Source organism: Pseudomonas sp. H1_D05, assembly GCF_054682705.1.
The window spans coordinates 2,111,896-2,134,465 of record NZ_CP162825.1 but is presented as its reverse complement, the minus strand read 5'-3'; the positions used below and the strand labels follow the sequence as shown (position 1 = coordinate 2,134,465).

Below are 22,570 nucleotides of genomic sequence, written 5' to 3'. Positions count from 1 at the left end.
AGTTCATTTGGCTATAAGCGATTCACGGTTGCCCCTGCAAAAGCGCGTGCCTATAGTCCTTTCATCTTCCTCCGCCAGTACGGACCCATGATCAAACAACAGCTGGACCGCTTTAACCGTCTCGACCTGCTCGGCCACCCGACGCCCCTGGAAAAACTCGAACGCCTGTCCACTTGGCTCGGCCGCGAGGTGTACATCAAGCGCGATGACCTGACGCCGCTGGCCATGGGCGGCAACAAATTGCGCAAACTCGAATACCTCGCTGCCGATGCCTTGGCGCAAGGTGCCGATACGCTAATTACCGCCGGTGCGCTGCAATCGAACCACGTTCGTCAAACCGCCGCACTCGCCGCCAAACTCGGTCTTGGCTGTGTGGCGCTGCTGGAAAATCCGCTGGGCACTGACGACAGCAATTACACCGGCAACGGCAACCGCCTGCTGCTGGATCTGTTCGATACCAAGGTCGAACTGGTCGACAACCTCGACAACGCCGACGAACAACTGACCGCCCTCGCCGCCCGCCTGCGCAGCAACGGCAAGAAGCCGTATCTGGTGCCAATTGGTGGCTCCAATGCGCTCGGTGCGTTGGGCTATGTGCGCGCCGGTCTGGAACTGGCCGAGCAGATCAACGACACCGGCCTGAATTTCGCCGCCGTGGTGTTGGCCTCGGGCAGTGCCGGGACGCACAGCGGTCTGGCATTGGCGTTGAGCGAAGTGCTGCCGCAATTGCCGGTGATTGGCGTGACGGTTTCGCGCAGTGAAGAAGATCAGCGGCCGAAGGTTCAGGGACTTGCCGAACGCACGGCGGCGCTGCTCGGCGTCGAACTGCCGGCCAGCTTCAAGGTCGAGTTGTGGGACGAATATTTCGGCCCGCGTTATGGCGAGCCGAATGCCGGGACGCTGGCGGCGCTGAAGCTGCTGGCGAGTCAGGAAGCGGTGTTGCTCGATCCGGTGTACACCGGCAAGGCCATGGCAGGTTTACTCGACGGGATTGGTCGTCAGCGCTTTGATGAAGGCCCGATCATCTTCCTGCATACCGGTGGGGCGCCGGCGTTGTTTGCCTACAAGGACTTCCTGTAACAGAAGATCAAAACGGCAGCTTCTACAAGTGATCTCATGCAGGAGCTGCCGCAGGCGGCGATCTTTTTCCACAGACAATACATATTCCAATAAAGAATAACATTTCAGATATTAAGTATTTTCAAGTCTAACACAGACATCTTATAGTCTCGCCGCAGGCGAATTTCGCGAGAGACGCATAAGCTGCTTTAAGGCAGGATAGCGCTGTCGTCCGAATCACCCATTCGCCAACTTTGCTTAAGCGTCTTCCATAAGAAAACACAGGGGCTTGTCATGAATTTTTCCGCACTACGTCGCAATCTGCTGGTGGGTTCGCTGGGGCTTGCGCTGAGCGCCGGCCTGATCGGCCAGGCAGTGGCCGGTGAACAGTTGCAACAGATCAAGGACAAAGGCGTTATCAACGTCGGCCTGGAAGGCACTTACCCACCGTTCAGCTTCGTTGATGCCGACGGCAAGCTGTCCGGTTTCGAAGTCGAACTCTCCGAAGCGCTGGCGCAAAAACTCGGCGTCAAAGCCAAGATTCAGCCAACCAAGTGGGACGGCATTCTCGCCGCGCTGGAATCCAAGCGTCTGGACGTTGTGGTCAATCAGGTGACCATCTCCGAAGAGCGCAAGAAGAAGTATGACTTCTCCGAGCCGTACACCGTTTCCGGCATTCAGGCGCTGGTGCTGAAGAGCAAGGAAGCCGCGTTGAACATCAAGACCGCCAATGACCTGTCCGGCAAGAAAGTCGGCGTAGGTCTGGGCACCAACTACGAACAATGGGTCCGCGCCAACGTGCCGGGCGCCGACGTCCGTACTTACGACGATGATCCGACCAAGTTCGCCGACCTGAACAACGGCCGCACCGACGCCATCCTGATCGATCGTCTGGCTGCACTTGAGTACGCCAAGAAAGCGCCAAAAACCGTCGCTGCCGGTGAAGCTTTCTCCCGTCAGGAATCCGGTATTGCCCTGCGTAAAGGCGAGCCTGAGTTGCTGGCTGCATTGAACAAGGCGCTCGACGAACTGCGTGCCGACGGCACCCTTGAGAAGCTGTCGAAAAAATACTTCAACGCAGACGTCACTAAATAATGGAAGCAGGTTTTCAGTTCGGACTGGACTTCCCGCAGTTGAGCCAGCAAATCGCCGAAACCACACAGCTGTTGGTGGACTCCGCGCCCTTCCTGTTCAAGGGCGCGTATTTCACGGTCATCCTCAGCCTAGGCGGGATGTTCTTCGGGCTGCTGCTGGGCTTCGGCCTGGCATTGATGCGCCTGTCGCGCTTCAAATCGGTCAGCTGGCTGGCCCGCGTCTACGTGTCGTTCTTCCGCGGTACGCCGTTACTGGTGCAGCTGTTCGTGATCTATTACGGCTTCCCGCAACTGGGAATAGAGCTTGATCCACTGCCAGCGGCACTGATCGGCTTTTCGCTGAACATGGCCGCGTACGCCTGTGAAATCCTCCGTGCCGCGATCGGTTCGATCGAGCGCGGCCAGTGGGAAGCCGCTGCGAGCATCGGCATGACCCGCGCGCAAACCCTGCGCCGGGCCATCCTGCCGCAAGCGATGCGCACGGCGTTGCCACCGCTGGGCAACAGCTTCATTTCACTGGTCAAGGACACGGCACTGGCCGCCACCATTCAGGTGCCGGAGCTGTTCCGTCAGGCACAGTTGATAACCGCCCGGACTTTCGAAGTCTTCACCATGTATCTTGCCGCCGCGCTGATCTACTGGATTCTGGCCACGGTGCTTTCGCACTTCCAGAACAAGCTGGAAGAGCGGGTCAATCGGCACGACCAGGAGTCCTGACCCCATGATTGTCGTGGAAAAACTGACCAAGCAATTCAAGGGTCAGGTCGTGCTCAACGGCATCGACCTCGAGGTCAAGGAAGGCGAAGTCGTCGCGATCATCGGCCCCAGCGGGTCGGGGAAAACGACGTTCCTGCGCTGCCTGAACTTCCTTGAACAACCCACCAGTGGCCGGATCAAGGTCGGCGATATCGAAATCGATACCAGCCGCCCGCTGAACCAGCAGCAAAGTCTCGTGCGCAACCTGCGCCAGCATGTGGGCTTCGTGTTCCAGAACTTCAACCTGTTCCCCCATCGCACCGCACTGGAAAACGTCATCGAAGGCCCGATCGTGGTCAAGAAGATGCCGCGCGACGAGGCAATTGCGTTGGGCAAAAAGCTGATGGCCAAGGTCGGACTCGCCGGTAAGGAAGACGCTTATCCGCGTCGTCTTTCGGGTGGTCAGCAACAGCGCGTAGCGATTGCCCGGGCGCTGGCGATGGAACCGGAAGTGATTCTGTTCGACGAGCCGACTTCGGCGCTTGACCCGGAACTGGTCGGCGAAGTGCTGGCGACGATTCGTGGCCTGGCTGAAGAAAAACGCACCATGGTGATCGTCACCCACGAGATGGGTTTTGCTCGTGACGTGGCCAACCGTGTGGTGTTTTTCGATAAAGGTGTGATCGTCGAACAAGGTGAAGCGAAGGCATTGTTTGCCAACCCGAAAGAAGAACGTACTAAACAGTTTCTCAGCAAGTTTCTGAATCACGCCTGAGAACTTTTATTGCATCACCGACAACTTCCACGGATGGAAGTCCCCTTTATAAAACATCTAGCTGCTTCAGTCCCTCTCAAACAAAACATATCCCTAACAGTACATATATATGTTCTGCAACAGATAACACCCGCCTCCTTCCATGCCACATCAAATGATAGTGCTCAAATAAATCCGCGCATAAAACGCCGGGAAAGCCCTGTGCCTCGTGGTTAATTTCGCCTGACCACCTAGGCATATGGCCGCAATGGCGTAGGAAACTTCTGATTAATTCGTAATTCACGGATTAACTAATATCGTCTATTGACACCCCATCCCGCAGACTCTTATCTAGTCGGCAACCGGCATCAACTAGTTCAACCACCCCGTCTTCAACTTGAATAAAAGCCCAAAGCTTTATTGCCAGTTTATTCACGCTTTTTGTTCTTTCAGAAACGGACTTCGCTGCAAGGCTTCAAGGAGAGAAATCGATGACCCGCACTTCGCACACCCCCGAACTGGCAGCGCCGACCCTCGCGCCAGCGCAAAAAACCGGCATCAATCTGGCTGCCGCCGCACACCTCTTGATCGAGGTGTCGCCCTACCCTGATATGGACAGCGGCGATCTCATCGAGCTGTTCTGGAACAAATGCTATGTCGCTTCCAAAGTGCTGACGGCGGATGACGTCGGCACAACCGTCAGCCTGCGAGTGCCGGAAAGTTTCATCGCCAACGGCACCGCGCGCATCCACTACCGGGTGATGCAGGTCGGTCAGGGGCCGGCGTTTTCGGCGGCGACGCGCGTACAGGTCAAACTGGACTGCCCCGGCGGGCAACCCACGGCGCTGAGCGCAGACGAAAATCAGCAACTGGCCCCGGTGACCATCCCCGACGCCATACGCCGTCAGGGCGTCAATCCGAACCAGATCAAACGCGGTGTGCCGCTGACCATCGAGCCGTATCTGAACATGGCCGAGGATGACGCGATCACCTTGCGCTGGGGTGACGTGCGCATGGATCTGGCACCGGTCACCGCCGCAGATATCGGCTTGCCGATTCGAGTCTGGGTACCGCCGTCGGTGATCGTCGAAGCAGGCGAGGATCTGCGCCTGGACGTGACGTATTGCATTCTCGATCGGGTCGGCAACAACTCCCGCTGGGCACCGCCCCGCACCTTGAAAATCGGCTGCGCAAATCCTTATCTGAAAGTCCCGCTCAGGCCCGAACTCAAAGCCGCCGAATCCCGCAAGCCCTGAACACAATGCCCCTGTGGCGAGAGAGCAAGCGCCCTCGCCACCGGATCATTCCAGCCGCAAAAAAATTCTTAACCAACCCGACCATCACCTCTTCTATGCATATTCCTAAAAGTTAGTTTATTTAATATTTATACACGTTTAGGGTATATAAACCGGACCACCGGACATTCATTCGTTCGCCGCACTTTTGCGGCGTTTTTCATGAGATGTGAGGTAGGTAGTATGGTCCGGAACACAATCACCCCAGTGCAGATCGCCAGGGCATTGCGTGCAGCCAAGGAGCGGCACTGATGTCCAGTCTGGCAAATGCAAACGTCCAGTCTGATCTGGACATCGCCCCGTTGTTGTTGCCTGCGCAGGTCTTGCGCAACGACGCCCAAGCCATCGAGGCCGCCCATGAACTGGCGCAAGTCGCCCGCGTGCAGGCGGCCAAACGCGACCGTCAGCGCAAGCTGCCGTGGTCGGAAATCGAACAGTTCACCCGCAGCGGATTAGGCAGCATCGCCATCCCGCGCGAATACGGTGGCCCGCAGGTTTCATTCGTCACTCTGGCCGAAGTGTTCGCGATCATCTCCGCGGCCGACCCGGCGTTGGGGCAGATCCCGCAGAACCAGTTCGGCATCATCAATCTGGTACTCGGCAGCGCCACCGAAGCGCAGAAACAACAGCTATTCCAGAGCGTTCTGGAAGGCTGGCGCATCGGCAACGCCGGTCCTGAGCGCGGCACCAAAAACACCTTGGAACTGAAAGCGCGGATCACCGCTGATGGCGATGATTTCGTGATCAATGGCCAGAAGTTTTACTCCACCGGCGCGCTGTTTGCGCATTGGGTCGCGGTCAAGGCGCTCAACGATGACGGCAAGCAAGTGCTGGCCTTCGTTCGTCGCGGCACACCGGGTTTGCGCATCGTTGATGACTGGTCGGGCTTCGGTCAGCGCACCACCGCCAGCGGTACGATTCTGCTGAACAACGTGCGCGTCGAGTCGAGCCTGGTGGTCGACAACTGGAAGATCAACGAAACCCCGAACACCCAAGGCGCGGTGTCGCAGCTGATTCAAGCCGCGATCGACGCCGGCATCGCCCGTGGCGCCATTGATGACGCCATTGAGTTCATCAAAACCCGCGCACGGCCGTGGATCGACGCCAAGGTTGATCGCGCCAGCGATGATCTTTATGTGATCGCCGATATCGGCAAACTGAAAATCGAACTGCACGCCGCCGAAGCGCTGCTGCGCAAGGCCGGGCAGGTTCTCGATCAAGTACACGCTGCGCCGCTCACTGCCGAATCTGCCGCCCGCGCTTCGATCGCCGTGGCCGAAGCGAAAGTGCTGACCACCGAGATTTCCTTGCTCGCCAGCGAAAAGCTTTTCGAACTGGCCGGCAGCCGCGCCACCCTCGCCGAATTCAACCTCGACCGCCACTGGCGCAACGCCCGCGTGCACACCCTGCATGACCCGGTGCGCTGGAAATATCACGTGGTCGGCGCCTATCGCCTCAACGGCACTTTGCCTGCTCGCCATTCCTGGATCTGAGACGACCAGACATCTGGAGAAACCTATGACTTTTTCCCATCACGTCGCGGTCATCACCAGCGATGAGCAAGCCCTGATCGTCGCCAGCGACCTGGCCGAAGATTTCAAACGCGACAGCGCCCTGCGTGACCGTGAACGTCGCTTGCCATTACCGGAACTCGACGTGTTTTCCCGCTCGGGTCTGTGGGGCATCAGCGTACCCAAGGAATACGGCGGCGCTGGCGTGTCCAACGTAACTCTGGCCCAAGTCATTGCCCTGATCGCTCAGGCTGACGGCTCGCTTGGGCAGATTCCGCAGAACCATTTCTACGCACTGGAAGTGCTGCGCGTAAACGGCAGCCACGCGCAAAAACAACGGCTGTACGCCGAAGTGCTCGCTGGCCAACGCTTCGGCAATGCCTTGGCAGAACTGGGCACCAAAACGGCCCACGATCGCGTCACCAGTCTCAAACGCGACGGTGACGGCTATCGCATCAACGGCCGCAAGTTCTATGCGACCGGCGCGATTTACGCACAGCGCATTCCCACTTCTGTGGTGGATGAAAACGGTGTACAGCAACTGGCCTTCGTCCCCCGCGACAGCAAAGGCCTGACCGTGATCGACGACTGGAGCGGCTTCGGCCAGCGCACCACCGGCAGCGGTTCGGTGGTGTTCGAAGACGTGTACGTCGCGGCTGAAGACGTGTTGCCATTTCAAAGCGCCTTTGAACGTCCAACCACCGTCGGCCCGCTGGCGCAGATCCTTCACGCCGCCATCGACACCGGCATCGCCCGCGCCGCTTACGAAGACGCCCTGCACTTTGTGCGCAGCAAGACGCGGCCGTGGATCGACTCCGGCAACGACAAAGCCACTGAAGATCCATTGACGCTGAAAAGCTTCGGCCACTTGAGCATTCGCCTGCACGCTACCGAAGCCTTGCTCGAACGTGCCGGCGAATTCCTCGACGCTGCGCAAGCCGAGACCCGTGCAGAAACCGTCGCTGCCGCTTCGATTGCCGTCGCCGAAGCACGGGCGATCAGCACTGAAATCTCTTTGGCCGCCGGCAGCACGCTATTCGAACTGGCCGGCAGCCAGGCGACCCTGATCGAACACGGCCTCGACCGCCACTGGCGCAACGCCCGCGTGCACACCTTGCACGACCCGGTGCGCTGGAAATACCACGCGGTGGGCAACTACTACCTCAACGATGAAAACCCTCCATTGCGAGGGACGATCTGATGAGCGCCGTGAAAAAGAAGATCCTGCTCAATGCGTTCAACATGAACTGCATCGGCCACATCAACCATGGCCTGTGGACGCATCCGCGCGACACCTCGACGCGCTACAACACCATTGAATACTGGACCGAACTGGCGCGACTGCTGGAGCGTGGACTGTTCGACGGGTTGTTTATCGCTGACATCGTCGGCGTGTATGACGTCTATCAGAACTCCGTGGACGTGACGTTGAAAGAGTCGATCCAGTTGCCGGTCAACGATCCGTTATTGCTGGTTTCAGCGATGGCTGCCGTGACCAAAAACCTCGGTTTCGGCCTGACCGCCAACCTCACCTACGAACCGCCGTATCTGTTCGCCCGGCGCATGTCGACGCTCGATCATTTGAGCCGTGGTCGAGTGGGCTGGAACATTGTTACCGGCTATCTCGACAGCGCCGCGAAAGCCATGGGACTGAGCGAGCAGGTCGAGCATGACCGTCGTTATGACCAGGCCGACGAGTACCTGGAGGTGCTCTACAAACTCTGGGAAGGCAGTTGGGAAAACGGCGCGGTACTGAATAACCGTGAGCAGCGGATCTACGCCAACCCGGAAAAAGTGCACAAGGTCGAGCACAAGGGCGAGTTCTATCAGGTCGAGGGTTATCACCTCTGCGAACCTTCGCCACAACGCACACCAGTGCTGTTTCAGGCCGGCAGTTCTGAGCGCGGTTTGCTGTTCGCCGGGCGTCACGCCGAGTGCGTATTCATCAGCGGTCAGAACAAGCCATCGACCAAGGTTCAGGTCGACAAGGTTCGCGCCAGCGCCGTGGAAGCCGGGCGTAATCCTGAAGACATCAAGGTGTTCATGGGCCTTAACGTGATTGTCGGCGAGACCGAAGAAGCCGCGTGGGCCAAGCACGCCGAGTATCTGAGCTACGCCAGCGCCGAAGCCGGCGTGGCGCATTTTTCCGCCTCCACCGGCATCGACTTTTCCCAATACGAGATCGACGAACCGATCCAGTACGTGAAGAGCAACGCCATTCAGTCGGCCACCAAGAACCTGCAGAACAACGACTGGACCCGGCGCAAATTGCTCGACCAGCACGCCCTCGGTGGCCGCTACATCACCGTGGTCGGTTCGGCTGAGCAAGTGGCGGATGAGCTGGAATCGTGGATCGCCGAGACCGGCCTGGATGGGTTCAACCTGACCCGCATTGTCACGCCGGAAAGCTATGTCGATTTCATTGAGATGGTAATTCCGGAGTTACAACGGCGCGGGTCGTACAAGACCGCGTACGACAGTGGCAGCTTGCGCGAGAAGCTGTTTCACGGCGCGGCGCAGCTACCGGAGCAACACACCGGCTCTTCGTACCGGCATTAAAAGCTTCGCGAGCAAGCTCGCTCCCACATTTGGAATGCATTTCCCTGTGGGAGCGAGCTTGCTCGCGAAGAGGCCCGACCAGACACCACAAATCTTATGCACTGACTGGAAAAACCATCATGACCCAGAAAATCCTGTCCCACCCAGTCAAAGCACTGGCCCTGGCCTTCGGCCTGTTCAGCTCGGCGCTGTTCGCCGCCGACGCCCCACTGAAAATCGGCACCACCGCCGCCTTCGCCATTCCGCTGGAAGCTGCCGTCGAAGAGGCCTCCAGACAAGGCCTGAAAGTCGAACTTGTGGAGTTCACCGACTGGATCGCGCCTAACGTCAGCCTCGCCGCCGGCGACATCGACGTGAACTACTTCCAGCACATTCCGTTCCTCGAAAACGCCAAAGCCGCCTCGGGTTTTGATCTGGTGCCGTTCGCCCCGGGGATCATCAACAACGTCGGTCTCTACTCGAAAAAATACAAAAGCTTCGATGAGTTGCCCGAAGGCGCCAGCGTCGCCATCGCCAACGACCCGATCAACAGCGGCCGTGGTTTGCAATTGCTGGCCAAGGCCGGTTTGATCACGCTGAAGCCGGGCGTCGGCTACAAGGCTACTGAAGACGATATCGTCGCCAACCCGAAGAAAATCAAAATCCTCCAAGTCGAAGCCGTGCAATTGGTACGCGCCTATGACGACGCCGATCTGGTCCAGGGCTACCCGGCCTACATTCGTCTGGCGAAGACTTTCGATGCCGGTTCGGCGCTGCTGTTCGACGGCCTCGACCACAAGGAATACGTGATCCAGTTCGTCATCCAGCCGAAAAGCAAAACCGACCCGCGCCTGATCAAATTCGTCGACATTTACCAGCATTCGCCGGTTGTTCGCGCGGCGCTGGATAAAGCCCACGGCAAGCTCTATCAAGCCGGTTGGGAAAGCTGAGCATGACGGCCGCGATCCAACGGCGACTGGAGATTCCAGAGCCACACCATGCTGAAAAAACCGAGCTGCACCCTGAGCTGAATCGCGCCCACGTACGCTTCATCGGTCTGGGCAAAACCTACAACGGCCGGCAAGGCCCGGTCGCGGCTTTGCAGGGCATTGATCTGGCGATCCAGCGCGGTGAAGTGTTCGGCATCATCGGCCGTAGCGGCGCCGGCAAGTCGTCGCTGATTCGGACGATCAATCGTTTGGAACAGCCGACGTCCGGGCGCGTGCTGATCGATCAGGTCGACATCGGCGAATTCGATGAAGACCGTCTCGTTGCTTTGCGCCGGCGCATCGGCATGATCTTCCAGCACTTCAATCTGATGTCGGCCAAGACCGTTTGGCAGAACGTCGAATTGCCGCTGAAAGTCGCGGGCGTGCCAAAAGAGCAGCGCGACAAAAAAGTCCGCGAATTGCTCGAACTGGTCGGTCTGCAAAGCAAGCACAAGGCTTATCCGGCGCAGCTTTCCGGTGGGCAGAAACAGCGTGTCGGCATCGCCCGTGCGCTGGTGCACGACCCGGATATTTTGCTCTGCGACGAAGCGACTTCAGCCCTTGATCCGGAAACCACGCAGTCGATCCTCGGCCTGCTGCGCGAGATCAACCAACGCCTGGGCCTGACCATCGTATTGATTACCCATGAGATGGCTGTGATTCGCGAAATCTGCGACCGCGTTGTCGTGCTTGAGCACGGGCGGGTGGTCGAGCAAGGCCCGGTCTGGGAAGTGTTCGGCAATCCGCAGCACGAGGTCAGCCAGACCATGCTCGCGCCGCTGCAACACGCGTTGCCGGAAGAACTGCAGAGTCGTTTGCAGGCTCAAGCGCCGTCCTCCGATGCCGCTGTGGTGCTGCGTTTGCAGTTCACCGGCAGCGCCAGTGACGAGCCGGATCTGGCGGCACTGTTCGCGGCATTGGGTGGCCGGGTGAAGCTGCTTCAGGGCGGCGTCGAACGGATTCAGGGGCATGCGCTGGGGCAACTATTGCTAGCGGTGAGCGGCTCTTCGTTCAGCGCCGAGCAACTGCGCGAGCGCGCCACGCCTTGGGCGCAACGGGTGGAGGTATTGGGTTATGTGGTTTGATCGCTTGTTGCAGGGTTTTATCGACACGTTTCTGATGGTCGGCGTGTCGTCGCTGATCGCCTTGCTGGTGGGGATTCCCATGGCGGTGATCCTGGTCACCAGCGACAAGGGCGGCATCTACGAGGCGCCGGTGCTGAATCGTGCCTTGGGCGCGTTCGTGAACCTGTTCCGCTCGATCCCGTTTCTGATTCTGATGGTCGCGCTGATTCCGTTTACCCGGTTGATTGTCGGCACCACGTACGGAGTGTGGGCGGCCGTGGTGCCGCTGACGATTGCGGCGACGCCGTTTTTTGCGCGGATTGCCGAAGTGAGCCTGCGTGAGGTCGATCATGGTTTGATCGAAGCCGCGCAGGCGATGGGTTGCCGACGTTGGCACATTGTCTGGCATGTGCTATTGCCCGAGGCGCTGCCGGGGATTGTCGGCGGGTTCACGATTACGCTGGTGACGATGATCAACTCCTCGGCCATGGCCGGGGCGATTGGTGCCGGTGGCTTGGGGGATATCGCTTATCGCTACGGCTATCAGCGCTTTGACAGCCAGATCATGTTGACGGTGATTGTGTTGCTGGTGGCGTTGGTCGCGGTGATTCAGTTGGGTGGGGATCGCTTGGCGCGGGGGTTGAACAAGCGCTGAGTCTGGCCGAGCTCATGCGGCGCCTTCACAACCGTTATCGCGAGCAGGCTTCCCACATTTGGAATGCGTTCCACTGTGGGAGCGAGCCTGCTCGCGAATGGCTGCGCAGCAGCCCCGAACCCGATGGCGTATATTCGGCAAATCTCCTTTGCCCGTGCAGCCCTCGACCATGAAGCAGACCCCCACCGATCTCGAACAGATCACCGCCACCACCCTCGGCCATTACAACTCAGTGGCCGAAGACTTCCGCGAAGGCACCCGCGATCACGATGTCAGCCAGAACATCGATGCGTTGCTGCGGCATATTCAGGGCACGGCGCCATTCACGATTCTGGATTTTGGCTGCGGCCCAGGGCGGGATCTGCAAACGTTTACGCGCATGGGGCATGTCGCTGTAGGGCTCGACGGCTCTCAAGAGTTTGCGCGAATGGCCCGTGAAGACAGTGGCTGCGAGGTGCTGCAACAGGACTTTCTGAAGCTGGATCTGCCGGCCGAACGCTTCGACGGCATCTTCGCCAACGCGGTGTTGTTTCATGTGCCTTTGCAGGAATTGCCACGGGTGCTCAAGCAATTGCATGGCGCCCTGAAGCCCGGTGGTGTGCTCTTCAGCTCGAATCCACGCGGGGATAACCGTGAGGGCTGGAACGGGCCGCGCTATGGCTCGTATCACGATCTTGAGGCGTGGCAGGAGTTGCTGACGGCGGCAGGGTTTGTCGAGCTTGAGCATTACTATCGGCCGGCCGGGCTGCCGCGTGAGCAGCAGCCTTGGTTGGCCAGCGTTTGGCGTAAGGCTTGAGTCGAGTCAGAGACAAGTCCCTCACCCCCAGCCCTCTCCCAGAGCAGATTGGGGGAGATTGTAGAAGTACACCGACTTGATCGAACTTCGCTGAACCCATAATCGACCCGATCCTTCAGGTCGATGGATAGCGTCAGACACCTCGGTCAGTCCCCTCTCCCCCCGGGAGAGAGTTAGGGTGAGGGTCGTTGTTGACTTGATCCTTCTTCGGCTCGCGAATCTTGTACCAGGCCACATACAGCGCCGGCAGGAACAGCAGCGTCAGCAACGTCGCCACCACAATCCCGCCAATCATTGCGTAAGCCATCGGTCCCCAGAACACTTCCCGGGCAATCGGGATCATGCCCATGCTCGCCGCTGCCGCGGTCAACAGGATCGGCCGGCGCCGGTGCTCGGTCGCTTCCACCACCGCATCCCACGGCGCATAGCCTTTCTGCTCGAACTCATCGATCTGCGTCACGAGGATCACCGAGTTACGGATGATGATGCCGATCAGCGCGAGAATCCCCAGGATCGCCACGAAGCCCATCGGCGTGCCGGTCGGCACCAGCGCCAGCACTACGCCGATCAGCCCCAGCGGCGCGACACTGGCGACGAGGAACATCTTCTGCACGCTGTGCAACTGGATCATCAGGAAGGTCGCCATCAAAAACAGCATCAACGGCAAAACCTTGGCAATCGGCCCTTGGGCCTTGCCGCTTTCCTCGACCGTACCGCCGGTGGCGACCTTGTAGCCCACTGGCAGTTTGTCAGCGAAGGCATCAATCGACGGCTTGAGCAGTTTCACCAGATCGGTCGGCTGGATCTCGTCGCGCACCGAGGCCTTGATGGTGATGGTCGGCAAGCGGTCACGACGCCACACCAGCGGCTGCTCCAGTTCATAACGCACGGTGGCGAACGCCAGCAGCGGGATCGACGTGCCGTTGGGCGTAACGATCTGCAGATTCTGCAGGGTTTCCGGCGTACCGCGCTCCGAATTCACCGCCCGGCCGACCACATTGATCAGGTAGATGTCGTCGTTGACCTGGGTCAGCGGCGCGCCGCTGACGATGCTGTTCATCAGGTTCGCGACGTCTTCGGAGGACAACCCGAGCTGCCGCGCCTTGTCCTGGGCGATGTCGATGCGCAGGACTTTGCCCGGCTCGTTCCAGTCGTAAATGATCTCGCCGATGTGCGGGTTCTTGTCCAGTTCGGTGGCCAGGTCGATGGCGTGCTTGCGCACCTGATCGATGTCCTTGCCACTGACCCGGTACTGGATCGGACGCCCCACCGGCGGGCCCATTTCCAGCGCCTGGACGTAACTGCCGATGCCGACGAAGTCTTTGTGCAAGCGCTCACGCAGGCGTTGGCTCAGGGCCTCGCGGGCTTCGAAGTCTTTGCTGACAATCACCAGTTGTGCGTAGTACGGGTTTTGCAATTGCTGGTCGAGCGGCAGGTAGAAACGGATCGCGCCCTGACCGATGTAGGTGCTCCAACGCACAATGTCCGCGTCGCCTTTGAGGGTTTCTTCCAGCTTGTCGACGGCTTTGCGGGTTTCGTCGATCGAGGCGTTTTGCGGCAGGTTCAGGTCGACGAGAATTTCCGGCCGGTCCGAGGAAGGGAAGAACTGGTTCTGCACAAAGCGCATGCAAAACACTGCCAGCACGAACAGCAGCACGGTAATGCCGATGGCCCACCAGCGATTGCGCATCGCCCACAGCAGACCGCCATTGAACGCACGCCCGACGCGGCCCGGCTCGGCTTCATGGGGTTTCACGTTGGCGCTGAGAATGTGCACGCCGATCACCGGAGCGAAGAACACCGCCACCACCCATGACACCAGCATCGCCACGGCGATCACCGCGAACAGGGTGAAGGTGTACTCACCGGCGGAGCTGGCATTGAGGCCGATGGGCACGAAACCCGCGACGGTCACCAGCGTGCCGGTGAGCATCGGGAACGCCGTCGAGGTGTAGGCGAACGTCGCGGCCTGCTCGCGGGTCTCGCCCATTTCCAGGCGCGTGACCATCATCTCCACGGTAATCATCGCATCGTCGACCAACAGACCGAGGGCGATGATCAAGGCACCGAGCGAAATCCGCTGCATGGTGATGCCACTGTATTCCATGAATACGAACACCATCGCCAGCACCAGCGGAATCGAGCACGCCACCACCAGGCCGGCGCGCACGCCGAGGCTGATGAAGCTGACCACCAGCACGATGATCACCGCCTCGAACAGGGCACTGGTAAAGCCACCGACCGCTTCTTCCACCACCACCGCCTGATCGGACACGGTGTGCACACCCACGCCAACCGGCAAGTCTGCGGTCAGTTCATCGATGCGTTGGTGCAACGCCTTGCCGAACTCCTGAACGTTGCCGCCCTTCTGCATGGCAATCGCCAGACCGATGGCCGGTTTGCCGTCGAAGCGGAATTCCGGGGTAGCCGGATCGGTGTAACCGCGAGTGATGTCGGCGATGTCAGCCAAGCGATAGAAACGGTCGTTGAGCTTGAGATTGACCTCGGCCAGATCTTTCTCCGAGGCGAACTGCCCCGAAGTGCGCACGGAAATCCGCTCAGGGCCGGCCTCGATCACACCGGCCGGGGTCACGGCGTTCTGCGATTGCAGGCTCTGCACAACCTGACGCTGATCGATACCCAACGCCGCCAGTTTACGGGTGGAGAAGTTCAGATAAATCACTTCGTCCTGCTGGCCGATCATTTCGATCTTGCCCAGCCCCGGTACATTGCGGATCTCGGCCCGCGCCTGTTCTACGTAATCGCGCAACTGGCGCATGGTCAGGCCGTCGGCGGTGAAGGCGTAGACCGAGCCGAACACATCACCGAACTCGTCGTTGAACCCGGGCCCCTGAATACCTTTGGGGAACTGCCCGCGAATGTCGTCGATCTTCTTGCGCACCTGGTACCAGATTTCCGGGATGTCCTTGGCGCTGGTGGTGTCGCGCAGGTACACGTAAACCGTCGATTCGCCGGGGCGCGTGTAACTTTTCACGTAGTCGAGGGAGTCGAGTTCTTCGAGTTTTTTCTCGATGCGGTCGGTGACCTGTGCGAGGGTTTCTTCCTGGGTCGCGCCCGGCCATTTGGTCTGGATCACCATGGTCTTGATGGTGAACGACGGATCTTCTTCGCGGCCCAGATTGAAGTACGAGAACACGCCCATCAGCAACGCGACGAACATCAGGTACCAGACGAATGACTGATGCTTGAGGGCCCATTCGGAGAGGTTGAAAGAGCCTTTCATTGACTGTCCTCGTCAAGTTTTACCGATTGTCCGGGTTTGAGGCTGTTGACGCCGGCGCTGACCACGCGCTCGCCATTCTTCACGCCGCCCGCGAGCACTACGCTGCTGTCGGTGCGGCTGATCACGCTGACGTCGCGGGGGCTGACGGTTTTGCTCTGGGTGTCGATGACCCAGATCCGTGGTTTGCCGTCGACTTCCTGCAAAGCGGTAGCCGGCAATTCGATGCGCGGTTTGATCGCCGAACTGAGGGTCACGCTGATCGCCGTGCCGAGGCGGAAACCGTCCGGTGTCTCGGCCAGTGTCAGGCGTGCCCGACGAGTACGCGTGGCGCTTTGCGCCTGCGGTTCGATCTCGCGAAGGGTTGCCGTGGTGTTGATGCTCGGGTCGAGTTGCCCGGCCACCAGAAACACCACGTCGGAAGGAATCTGATCGACCAGGGTGTCGGGCAGATCGATCACCGCTTCCTTGATGTCCGGTTGCGCCAGAGTCACGACCTGCTGGCCCGCCGTCACCACTTGCCCGGCTTCGGCGTTCCACGCGGTGACCACGGCTTTATGGTCGGAACGCAGTTCGGTGTAGCCAAGCTGGTCCTTGCTTTGATTGACCGCCGCCCGTGCCTGGTCCAGCGAGGCCTGGGTGGTTTTCAAGTCCGTGGTGGCGATGTCCAGTTGTGCCTGCGCCCCTACGCCACGATCGAACAGCGCCTGCTGACGGCGGGCATTGGCCTGGGCATTGATCAGTTGCGCCTGAACCCTGGCCAGGTCGCCTTGAGCCGAACGCAATTGGTTCTGCTGATCAGACGGATCGAGGGTGGCGAGCAGCGTGCCCTTTTGCACTTCGGTTCCGACATCGACGTTGCGGCTGGCGATGCGGCCACCGACGCGGAAACCAGTGTTGCTTTCATAACGCGCCTGGATGCTGCCGGCGAAACGCCCGAGGCTTTCCTCGCTCAACGCTTGAACCTTGACCGATAGCACCGGACGTACCGGCTCCGGAGGTGGCTCGCTTTTCGAGCAGGCCGCCAGCAACACACCCACGGATAACAGCCCCAGACGCTTCATGGCTGTGCTCCCGGTTGCAGACCCTTGTAGGTGTTTTCAGCGATTTCGACTTTCATGCCGGGATGCAATAACTGTCCTCCGGCGACAATGACTTTCTCCCCGCCCTTGAGGCCTTCGCTGATGATGACCTTGCCGATCAGGTAGCGGCCGACGGTCACGTTGTGCAACTGCGCTTCACCTTTATCGTCGACCATCCACACCGCCGGATCACTGATGTTTTTAGTCAGCGCCGACCATGGCAATTCGACTGCCGACTTGCCGCTGCCCTTGGCGGTGGCGCTGACCACCGAGCCCAGCTGCATCCCTTGTGGCAGGCTGTCGAGGCTGACTTTGACTTGCACCGTGCCGGACTGCGCCGACACCGCCGGGGTGATTTCACGCACCGTGCCGGTGGTTTTGATGGCAGGGTTATCGAGCAGACTGACGACGATCGAGGGATCCGCAGGACGCTCGGCCAGCAGTGATTCGTAGACATTGAACACCGCGTCACGGTCGCCATCGCGGGCCAACGAAAAAATCGGTGCCGTGGCCTGTACCACCTGGCCGACTTCGGCCTGACGCTCAGTGATCACGCCCGGGGCGTCGGCGATCAGTGCGGTGTAGCTGAGCTGATCTTTAGCGTTGGCCAATTGCGCCTGCGCCGCGCTCAAGGCGCTCTGGCTGCTGCGCAACGCGGCTTGGGCGGAATCGTATTCGCTCTGGCTGGTGTAACCCTTGGGCAGGAGTTTTTGCTGGCGCACGAAAGCGGCCGCGCTCTGTTTCACCCGGGCTTGTTCAGCGACGACCTGGGCTTGAGCCGAGTCGACGTTGGTCTGCAAATCCTTGGGGTCGAGTTTGGCCAGCACTTGCTTGGCCGTGACCCGGTCACCGACGTCAACCATACGCTGGATGATCTTGCCGCCGACGCGGAACGACAATTCGGTCTGCACGCGCGCCTGCACGTCACCGGTCAACGTCACCGACGCGGCGTAATCCGTGGGTTTCACTTCCTGTACAAAGACCCTGGGCAGGTATTCCTCAGGGGCTTTTTTCTCGCCGCAGGCGGTCAGCAAAGTGAGCAGACTCAGCATGACCGCTGTTTTCAAACCGGGACTCGCCATGCAGACTCCTTCCTGTGTACGAACGTGCAAGTGACGATACGACTGTGAGCTTAGAACAGGGTTCAACGTTCGCCCGTTCGATCCCCATATTTCCCTGCAGGAGCTACCGAAGGCTGCGATCTTCTGAAAACAACGTCAAAAAATCGCAGCCTGCGGCAGCTCCTGCAATGGGCGCCTCAAGAGAAGGAATTCCATGCTCAATACTCTCGCGGTGGCCAATTACCGCTCGATCAACAAACTGGTGATCCCGCTCGGCCGGCTGAACCTGATCACCGGGCCCAACGGCAGCGGTAAGTCCAATCTCTACCGGGCCTTGCGCCTGCTAGCGGAAACCGCTCAGGGCGGGGTGGTCAATGCGCTGGCCCGTGAGGGTGGGCTAGAGTCGACCTTCTGGGCCGGGCCGGAAACCATCAGCCGACGCATGCGCAATGGTGAGGTGCCGATCCAGTCGACGGTACGCCAAGGCGTGAAGCGACTGCGCCTGGGGTTCGCCGGGGAAGATTTCAGCTACTCGATCAGCCTCGGCCTGCCCGACTCCAACGGGCACTTCATGCTGCCCGAGCATTCGCACCCGATTCCCTCGCGCTTCAGCCTCGACCCGCAGATCAAGCGCGAGTGCATCTGGGCCGGCCCGCTCTACCGCCCCGCCAGCCTGCTGGTGGATCGTGACGGCCCGATGATCCGCACACGCAACGAGCGCCAATGGGATGTGCTGGCGCAACACACGCCGAACTTCGACAGCCTGTTCGATCAGGTCGGCAGCCTGCGCAGCTCGCCGGAAGTGTTCCAGATGCGCGAGTTCATTCGCCGCTGGCGCTTTTATGATCACTTTCGCAGCGATGCCGACGCCCCAGTACGCCAACCGCAATTGGGTACGCGCACGCCAGTGCTGCATCACGACGGCCGTGATCTGGCGGCGGCGTTGCAGACCATCATCGAGATTGGTGATGGCGATGCGATGCGTGCGGCGATTACCGATGCGTTTCCTGGCGCGCGGGTGCATATCGAAGCGCAGGCCGGTGGACGTTTTGCCATCGAGTTTTATCAGGAAGGTTTGTTGCGGCCATTGTCGGCGGCGGAGCTGTCGGACGGCACGTTGCGTTATTTGCTGTTGGTTGCGGCGCTACTGACGCCGAGGCCGCCGTCGCTGATGGTGCTGAACGAACCGGAGACCAGCCTGCACCCGGATCTGTTGCCAGCGTTGGCGCGGTTGATTATCCGTGCCTCGGAGCAGTGTCAGGTGTGGGTGGTGTCGCATGCGCGGCGGTTGATTTCGGCGTTGCAGGAAGACCCGGAGTGCAATTGTATTGTGTTGGAGAAAACCCTGGGACAGACCGGGATTGTCGGCCAGCGGGTGCTGGATGAGCCGGCGTGGAACTGGCCGGATTGAGCGTTCAAGCCAAAAGCCCCTCACCCTAACCCTCTCCCAGAGGGAGAGGGAACTGACCGAGTTGTTCTTTCGAGTTACGCCGGCGTGAAATTCCTGAGCTGAACTCAAGTTTTGAAAGGCATGAGGATCGGCTCCCTCTCCCTCGGGAGAGGGCTGGGGTGAGGGGCAGGCCTCACCCCCGACTCAACAGGCAATCACCCCTGCCACTTGCCACCCTCGACAATCACGCTCTCAGGCTTGGTGTCATCACTCAGCTCTTTACGCACATACTGGTCGTACAGCTTGAGCAGATACTTCTCTTCACCCAGCTTGGTCAGCTCAGTATTCACCCAGTCACGCAACTCGAGATTGCCCTTCTTCACCGCCGGCGCGATCGGCGCTTCAGCCCCCAGTTTTTCATCCAGCACGCGATAGCCCGGGTTCTGCTTGGCCCAGCTGAACAACACCAGGTTGTCCTGTGCGTACGCATCGCCACGACCATTGGCCAGGGCTTGCAGCGATTCGGAGTTTTTCTCGAACTTGAGCAATTTCCAGTCCGGATGATTCTTGGTCAGCCAGATATCAGCGGTGGTGCCAGTGGTGACGATGGTGGTGCGGGTTGCCAAGTCATCAAGGCTTTTCACCGAGCTGCTTTGCGGTACCAGCGCCTGCACCGCGACCTTGAGATTCGGGTTAGTAAACTCCACCGCTTCCTTGCGCTCAGGCGTGACGGTCATGTTGGCGAGGATCAGGTCGACCTTGTCGCTTTGCAGAAATGGAATGCGACTCGCCGGTTCCACGGCGACGAACTCGACCTTGTTTTCATCGCCAAGCAGATCCTTGGCGAAACGGCGGCCGATGTCGGTATCGAAACCGACGTAGCGCCCCGCTTCGTCGACAAAACCGAATGGTGGTTTATCGGTGAAGACACCGACAATCAACTTGTCGCGGCCCTTGATCTTGTCCAGATAACCGGCCGGCGCAGTGCTTTCGCTGGCGACTTTCGGCTTCGGTGGTTCTTCGGTTTTGCTGCAACCGGCAAGCAAGACGAGGCTGAGCAGAGGCAGTAAAAAAGCGGCAGTTTTCATAACAGTTCCAGTTCCTTTGTCGGATTCGTTTTTGGCAGTGTTGCCACGAAGGAGAACTTCTCCAGAAACTGCTGCGCGCGTGCGGTTTGCGGGTTCGTAAAGAAAATCTCGGGCGGGTTCTGTTCAAGGATGCGCCCGGCATCCATGAACACGATGCGATCGGCCACCGCGCGAGCGAAGGCCATTTCATGGGTGACGATCAACAGGGTCATGCCTTCGCGGGCCAGGCCCTGAATGACCTGCAAAACTTCCTTGACCATTTCCGGGTCGAGGGCGGCGGTGACTTCGTCGAAGAGCATCACCCGTGGGTTCATGCACAGCGAGCGGACGATGGCGATGCGTTGCTGCTGGCCGCCGGAGAGCTGACGCGGGAAGGCATCGCGCTTGTCCGCCAGGCCAACGCGTTCGAGCAGCGCTTCGGCTTCCTGTTGCGCTTCGCGGCGCTGACGCTTCTGTACCTTGAGCGGGCCAAGTAGCAAGTTGTCGAGCACGCTCATGTGCGGGAACAGGTGATAACTCTGGAACACCATGCCGATCTGCTGGCGGATCTCGCGCCAGTCGGTGGACTTGTCCAGCAGCTCGCGGCCGACAAATTTCAGGCTGCCGCTGTGGGCTTCTTCCAGACCATTGAGGCAACGCAGCAAGGTGCTTTTGCCGCAACCGCTGGGGCCGAGGATGACGATCACTTCGCCACTCTGCACTTGCAGGTCGATGCCGTTGAGCACCTGCTGCTCGCCGTAGAATTTGTTGAAACCGTAAAACTCGATCAATGCGCTCATGCTTGCGTCCAGCGCCGCTCCAGCACGCGCGAAGCGGCCGAGAGCGGGTAGCAGATGAAAAAGAAAAACAGGAACAGCGCGCCGTAGATCAGCACCGACTCGTAGGTGCGCTCGATGATCTGCTGGCCGACCTTGATCACATCGACCACACCGATCAGCACCGCCAATGAGCTGGTCTTGATGATCCGCGTGTAGACGTTGATGGTCGGCGGCGTCATGCGCTTCAACGCTTGCGGCAGCAGTACGTAGCCATAAAGTTGTGCGGCGTTTAGGCCGATCGACAGCCCCGCTTCACGCTGCCCGCGCGGCAACGAATGCAGCGCACCGCGCGCCACTTCGCCCACCTCGCTGGCGCCCCACAGCGACAGCACCAGCACCGCGCACCAGAAACTCGGCAGGCTCAGGCCTAAAAAGATCGGTAAGCCGAAGAACAGCAGGTACAACCAGACCAGCACCGGAATCGCCCGGAACAACTCCAGATAGCCCCGCAGGATCGCGTTCAGCCACCTCACGTTGAGCGTTCGCAGCACACCGTAGAGCACGCCGCCGACAGTGCTGATGGCGATGCTCAGGAACGAGATCGACAAAGTTTGCCCGGCGCCTTTGGCCAGTTGCGGCAACGACACCCAGAGCAGTTCAAGACCCGAACTGGCCATGCTGGAGCCTCCTTTCCAGACGGCTGAGCAGCAGCGACAGCGGCAAGAACAGCAGCACGCAGATCAGCGTCAGCACGGCGAGCATTTCGTAGGTTTTGTAGTAGAGCGCGATGTAGCTCTTGGTGGTGTAGAGGATTTCCGGCACGGCCACCGCCGAAACCACGGTGGTTTCCTTGAGCAGGAAAATGAAATTGGCGAACAACGACGGCAGGCTGAGAATCCCCGCTTGCGGCAGGATCACGTAGCGTAGCAACTGGCCATGGGACAGGCCGATTGAGCGCCCTGATTCCAGTTGCGCTTGGGGCACCGCATCGACGCCGGCGCGCAGCACTTCGGTAAGGTAAGCGCCGCCGAGAAAGGTCATGGTGATGATCGCGGCAGTGAAACCAGAGACTTTGATCCCCAACGCCGGCAAGGCGAAGTAGACGAAGAACAACTGAATCAGCAACGGCGTGTTGCGTGCCAGTTCCACATACAGGCCCACCAGTCTTTGCAGGTACGGCGTGCGGAACACCAGAATCGTCGCGTTGAGCAGCGCCACCAGCAGCGAGGTGCCAATGGCGATAAAACCGACCTGCAGCGTTACGCCCACGGCTTTGAGAAACGCCGGCAGGGTGCTGAGGATAAATGCGTAATCGAAGGTCATGAAACGTCCTGAACGCCGCTCGGTAAGCGACGGTGGTGCAGTCCATGGGCAGCGGATGGCTGTCCGGCAGACACCGACTTTATAGGTATAAAAACAAGAATTTAAATACCGTTAAAGCATATTGATATCACCCAAAAAACTATCTTGTGGGTTTGCCGGGAAGGAATAAGAAGGCT

The 22,570-nt window shown here is 59.6% G+C and carries 20 protein-coding genes; 13 read left to right on the top strand and 7 right to left on the bottom strand.

Annotated elements, in window-relative coordinates:
• The first annotated feature begins 87 nt into the window (after positions 1-87).
• The 12 genes from AB4O11_RS09695 (at position 88) to AB4O11_RS09640 (ending at position 12,451) form a co-directional block, all read left to right on the top strand.
• Positions 88-1,080 carry a D-cysteine desulfhydrase gene (locus tag AB4O11_RS09695; protein WP_320336006.1) on the top strand — a complete coding sequence of 331 codons (993 nt, stop codon included), beginning with the start codon at positions 88-90 and terminating at the stop codon, positions 1,078-1,080.
• A 273-nt stretch (positions 1,081-1,353) separates the two neighbouring features.
• Complete coding sequence (gene tcyJ / locus AB4O11_RS09690; RefSeq protein WP_093440581.1) at positions 1,354-2,154, top strand: cystine ABC transporter substrate-binding protein; 801 nt, start codon at positions 1,354-1,356, stop codon at positions 2,152-2,154.
• A 50-nt stretch (positions 2,155-2,204) separates the two neighbouring features.
• Positions 2,205-2,870: a cystine ABC transporter permease gene (gene tcyL, locus AB4O11_RS09685; protein WP_175559671.1), complete on the top strand. Its 666-nt coding sequence runs from the start codon at positions 2,205-2,207 to the stop codon at positions 2,868-2,870.
• Positions 2,871-2,874: 4 nt separating this feature from the next.
• Complete coding sequence (tcyN, locus tag AB4O11_RS09680) at positions 2,875-3,624, top strand: L-cystine ABC transporter ATP-binding protein TcyN (RefSeq protein WP_093440573.1); 750 nt, start codon at positions 2,875-2,877, stop codon at positions 3,622-3,624.
• A 470-nt stretch (positions 3,625-4,094) separates the two neighbouring features.
• On the top strand, positions 4,095-4,859 hold the full coding sequence (locus tag AB4O11_RS09675) for a hypothetical protein (RefSeq protein ID WP_186620768.1): 765 nt from the start codon (positions 4,095-4,097) through the stop codon (positions 4,857-4,859).
• Positions 4,860-5,149: 290 nt separating this feature from the next.
• Positions 5,150-6,391 carry an SfnB family sulfur acquisition oxidoreductase gene (locus AB4O11_RS09670; RefSeq protein ID WP_186620769.1) on the top strand — a complete coding sequence of 414 codons (1,242 nt, stop codon included), beginning with the start codon at positions 5,150-5,152 and terminating at the stop codon, positions 6,389-6,391.
• A 25-nt stretch (positions 6,392-6,416) separates the two neighbouring features.
• Positions 6,417-7,610, top strand: coding sequence for an SfnB family sulfur acquisition oxidoreductase (locus tag AB4O11_RS09665; RefSeq protein ID WP_460130524.1), 1,194 nt, complete (start codon positions 6,417-6,419; stop codon positions 7,608-7,610).
• Complete coding sequence (locus AB4O11_RS09660; protein WP_460130522.1) at positions 7,610-8,968, top strand: LLM class flavin-dependent oxidoreductase; 1,359 nt, start codon at positions 7,610-7,612, stop codon at positions 8,966-8,968. The genes AB4O11_RS09665 and AB4O11_RS09660 overlap by 1 nt, the downstream gene beginning before the upstream one ends.
• A 119-nt stretch (positions 8,969-9,087) precedes the next feature.
• Positions 9,088-9,897 carry a MetQ/NlpA family ABC transporter substrate-binding protein gene (locus tag AB4O11_RS09655; protein WP_460089478.1) on the top strand — a complete coding sequence of 270 codons (810 nt, stop codon included), beginning with the start codon at positions 9,088-9,090 and terminating at the stop codon, positions 9,895-9,897.
• A 2-nt stretch (positions 9,898-9,899) separates the two neighbouring features.
• Positions 9,900-11,021 carry a methionine ABC transporter ATP-binding protein gene (locus AB4O11_RS09650; RefSeq protein WP_460130520.1) on the top strand — a complete coding sequence of 374 codons (1,122 nt, stop codon included), beginning with the start codon at positions 9,900-9,902 and terminating at the stop codon, positions 11,019-11,021.
• Positions 11,011-11,655, top strand: a complete 645-nt coding sequence (locus AB4O11_RS09645) for a methionine ABC transporter permease (RefSeq protein WP_034151854.1) — start codon at positions 11,011-11,013, stop codon at positions 11,653-11,655. The genes AB4O11_RS09650 and AB4O11_RS09645 overlap by 11 nt, the downstream gene beginning before the upstream one ends.
• Positions 11,656-11,824: 169 nt before the next feature.
• On the top strand, positions 11,825-12,451 hold the full coding sequence (locus tag AB4O11_RS09640) for a class I SAM-dependent methyltransferase (RefSeq protein ID WP_099757702.1): 627 nt from the start codon (positions 11,825-11,827) through the stop codon (positions 12,449-12,451).
• 133 nt (positions 12,452-12,584) lie between these two features.
• Here AB4O11_RS09640 and AB4O11_RS09635 read toward each other — a convergent pair whose 3' ends face one another.
• The 3 genes from AB4O11_RS09635 to AB4O11_RS09625 are packed head-to-tail and all read right to left on the bottom strand — an operon-like array spanning position 12,585 to position 17,856.
• Positions 12,585-15,695: an efflux RND transporter permease subunit gene (locus AB4O11_RS09635; RefSeq protein WP_460130518.1), complete on the bottom strand. Its 3,111-nt coding sequence runs from the start codon at positions 15,693-15,695 to the stop codon at positions 12,585-12,587.
• On the bottom strand, positions 15,692-16,756 hold the full coding sequence (locus AB4O11_RS09630) for an efflux RND transporter periplasmic adaptor subunit (RefSeq protein WP_093440529.1): 1,065 nt from the start codon (positions 16,754-16,756) through the stop codon (positions 15,692-15,694). Before AB4O11_RS09630 ends, AB4O11_RS09635 begins: the two co-directional genes overlap by 4 nt.
• A complete protein-coding gene (locus AB4O11_RS09625) occupies positions 16,753-17,856 on the bottom strand; it encodes an efflux RND transporter periplasmic adaptor subunit (RefSeq protein WP_460130517.1) in 1,104 nt (367 codons plus the stop codon). The genes AB4O11_RS09630 and AB4O11_RS09625 overlap by 4 nt, the downstream gene beginning before the upstream one ends.
• 193 nt (positions 17,857-18,049) lie before the next feature.
• Here AB4O11_RS09625 and AB4O11_RS09620 point away from each other — a divergent pair, with 193 nt between their 5' ends.
• Positions 18,050-19,246: an AAA family ATPase gene (locus AB4O11_RS09620; protein ID WP_460130515.1), complete on the top strand. Its 1,197-nt coding sequence runs from the start codon at positions 18,050-18,052 to the stop codon at positions 19,244-19,246.
• Positions 19,247-19,440: 194 nt separating this feature from the next.
• Here the strand turns inward: AB4O11_RS09620 and AB4O11_RS09615 are convergent, their stop codons facing one another.
• Genes AB4O11_RS09615 through AB4O11_RS09600 form a run of 4 tightly spaced genes read right to left on the bottom strand, consistent with a single transcriptional unit; the run spans position 19,441 to position 22,394 of the window.
• Positions 19,441-20,313: a transporter substrate-binding domain-containing protein gene (locus tag AB4O11_RS09615; protein WP_460130514.1), complete on the bottom strand. Its 873-nt coding sequence runs from the start codon at positions 20,311-20,313 to the stop codon at positions 19,441-19,443.
• Entirely contained in the window at positions 20,310-21,092 is a 783-nt protein-coding gene (locus AB4O11_RS09610; protein WP_460089470.1) for an amino acid ABC transporter ATP-binding protein, read from the bottom strand. The genes AB4O11_RS09615 and AB4O11_RS09610 overlap by 4 nt, the downstream gene beginning before the upstream one ends.
• Positions 21,089-21,748 carry an amino acid ABC transporter permease gene (locus AB4O11_RS09605; RefSeq protein ID WP_116256391.1) on the bottom strand — a complete coding sequence of 220 codons (660 nt, stop codon included), beginning with the start codon at positions 21,746-21,748 and terminating at the stop codon, positions 21,089-21,091. The genes AB4O11_RS09610 and AB4O11_RS09605 overlap by 4 nt, the downstream gene beginning before the upstream one ends.
• Positions 21,729-22,394: an amino acid ABC transporter permease gene (locus AB4O11_RS09600; RefSeq protein WP_038359751.1), complete on the bottom strand. Its 666-nt coding sequence runs from the start codon at positions 22,392-22,394 to the stop codon at positions 21,729-21,731. Before AB4O11_RS09600 ends, AB4O11_RS09605 begins: the two co-directional genes overlap by 20 nt.
• Between the last annotated feature and the right edge of the window lie 176 nt (positions 22,395-22,570).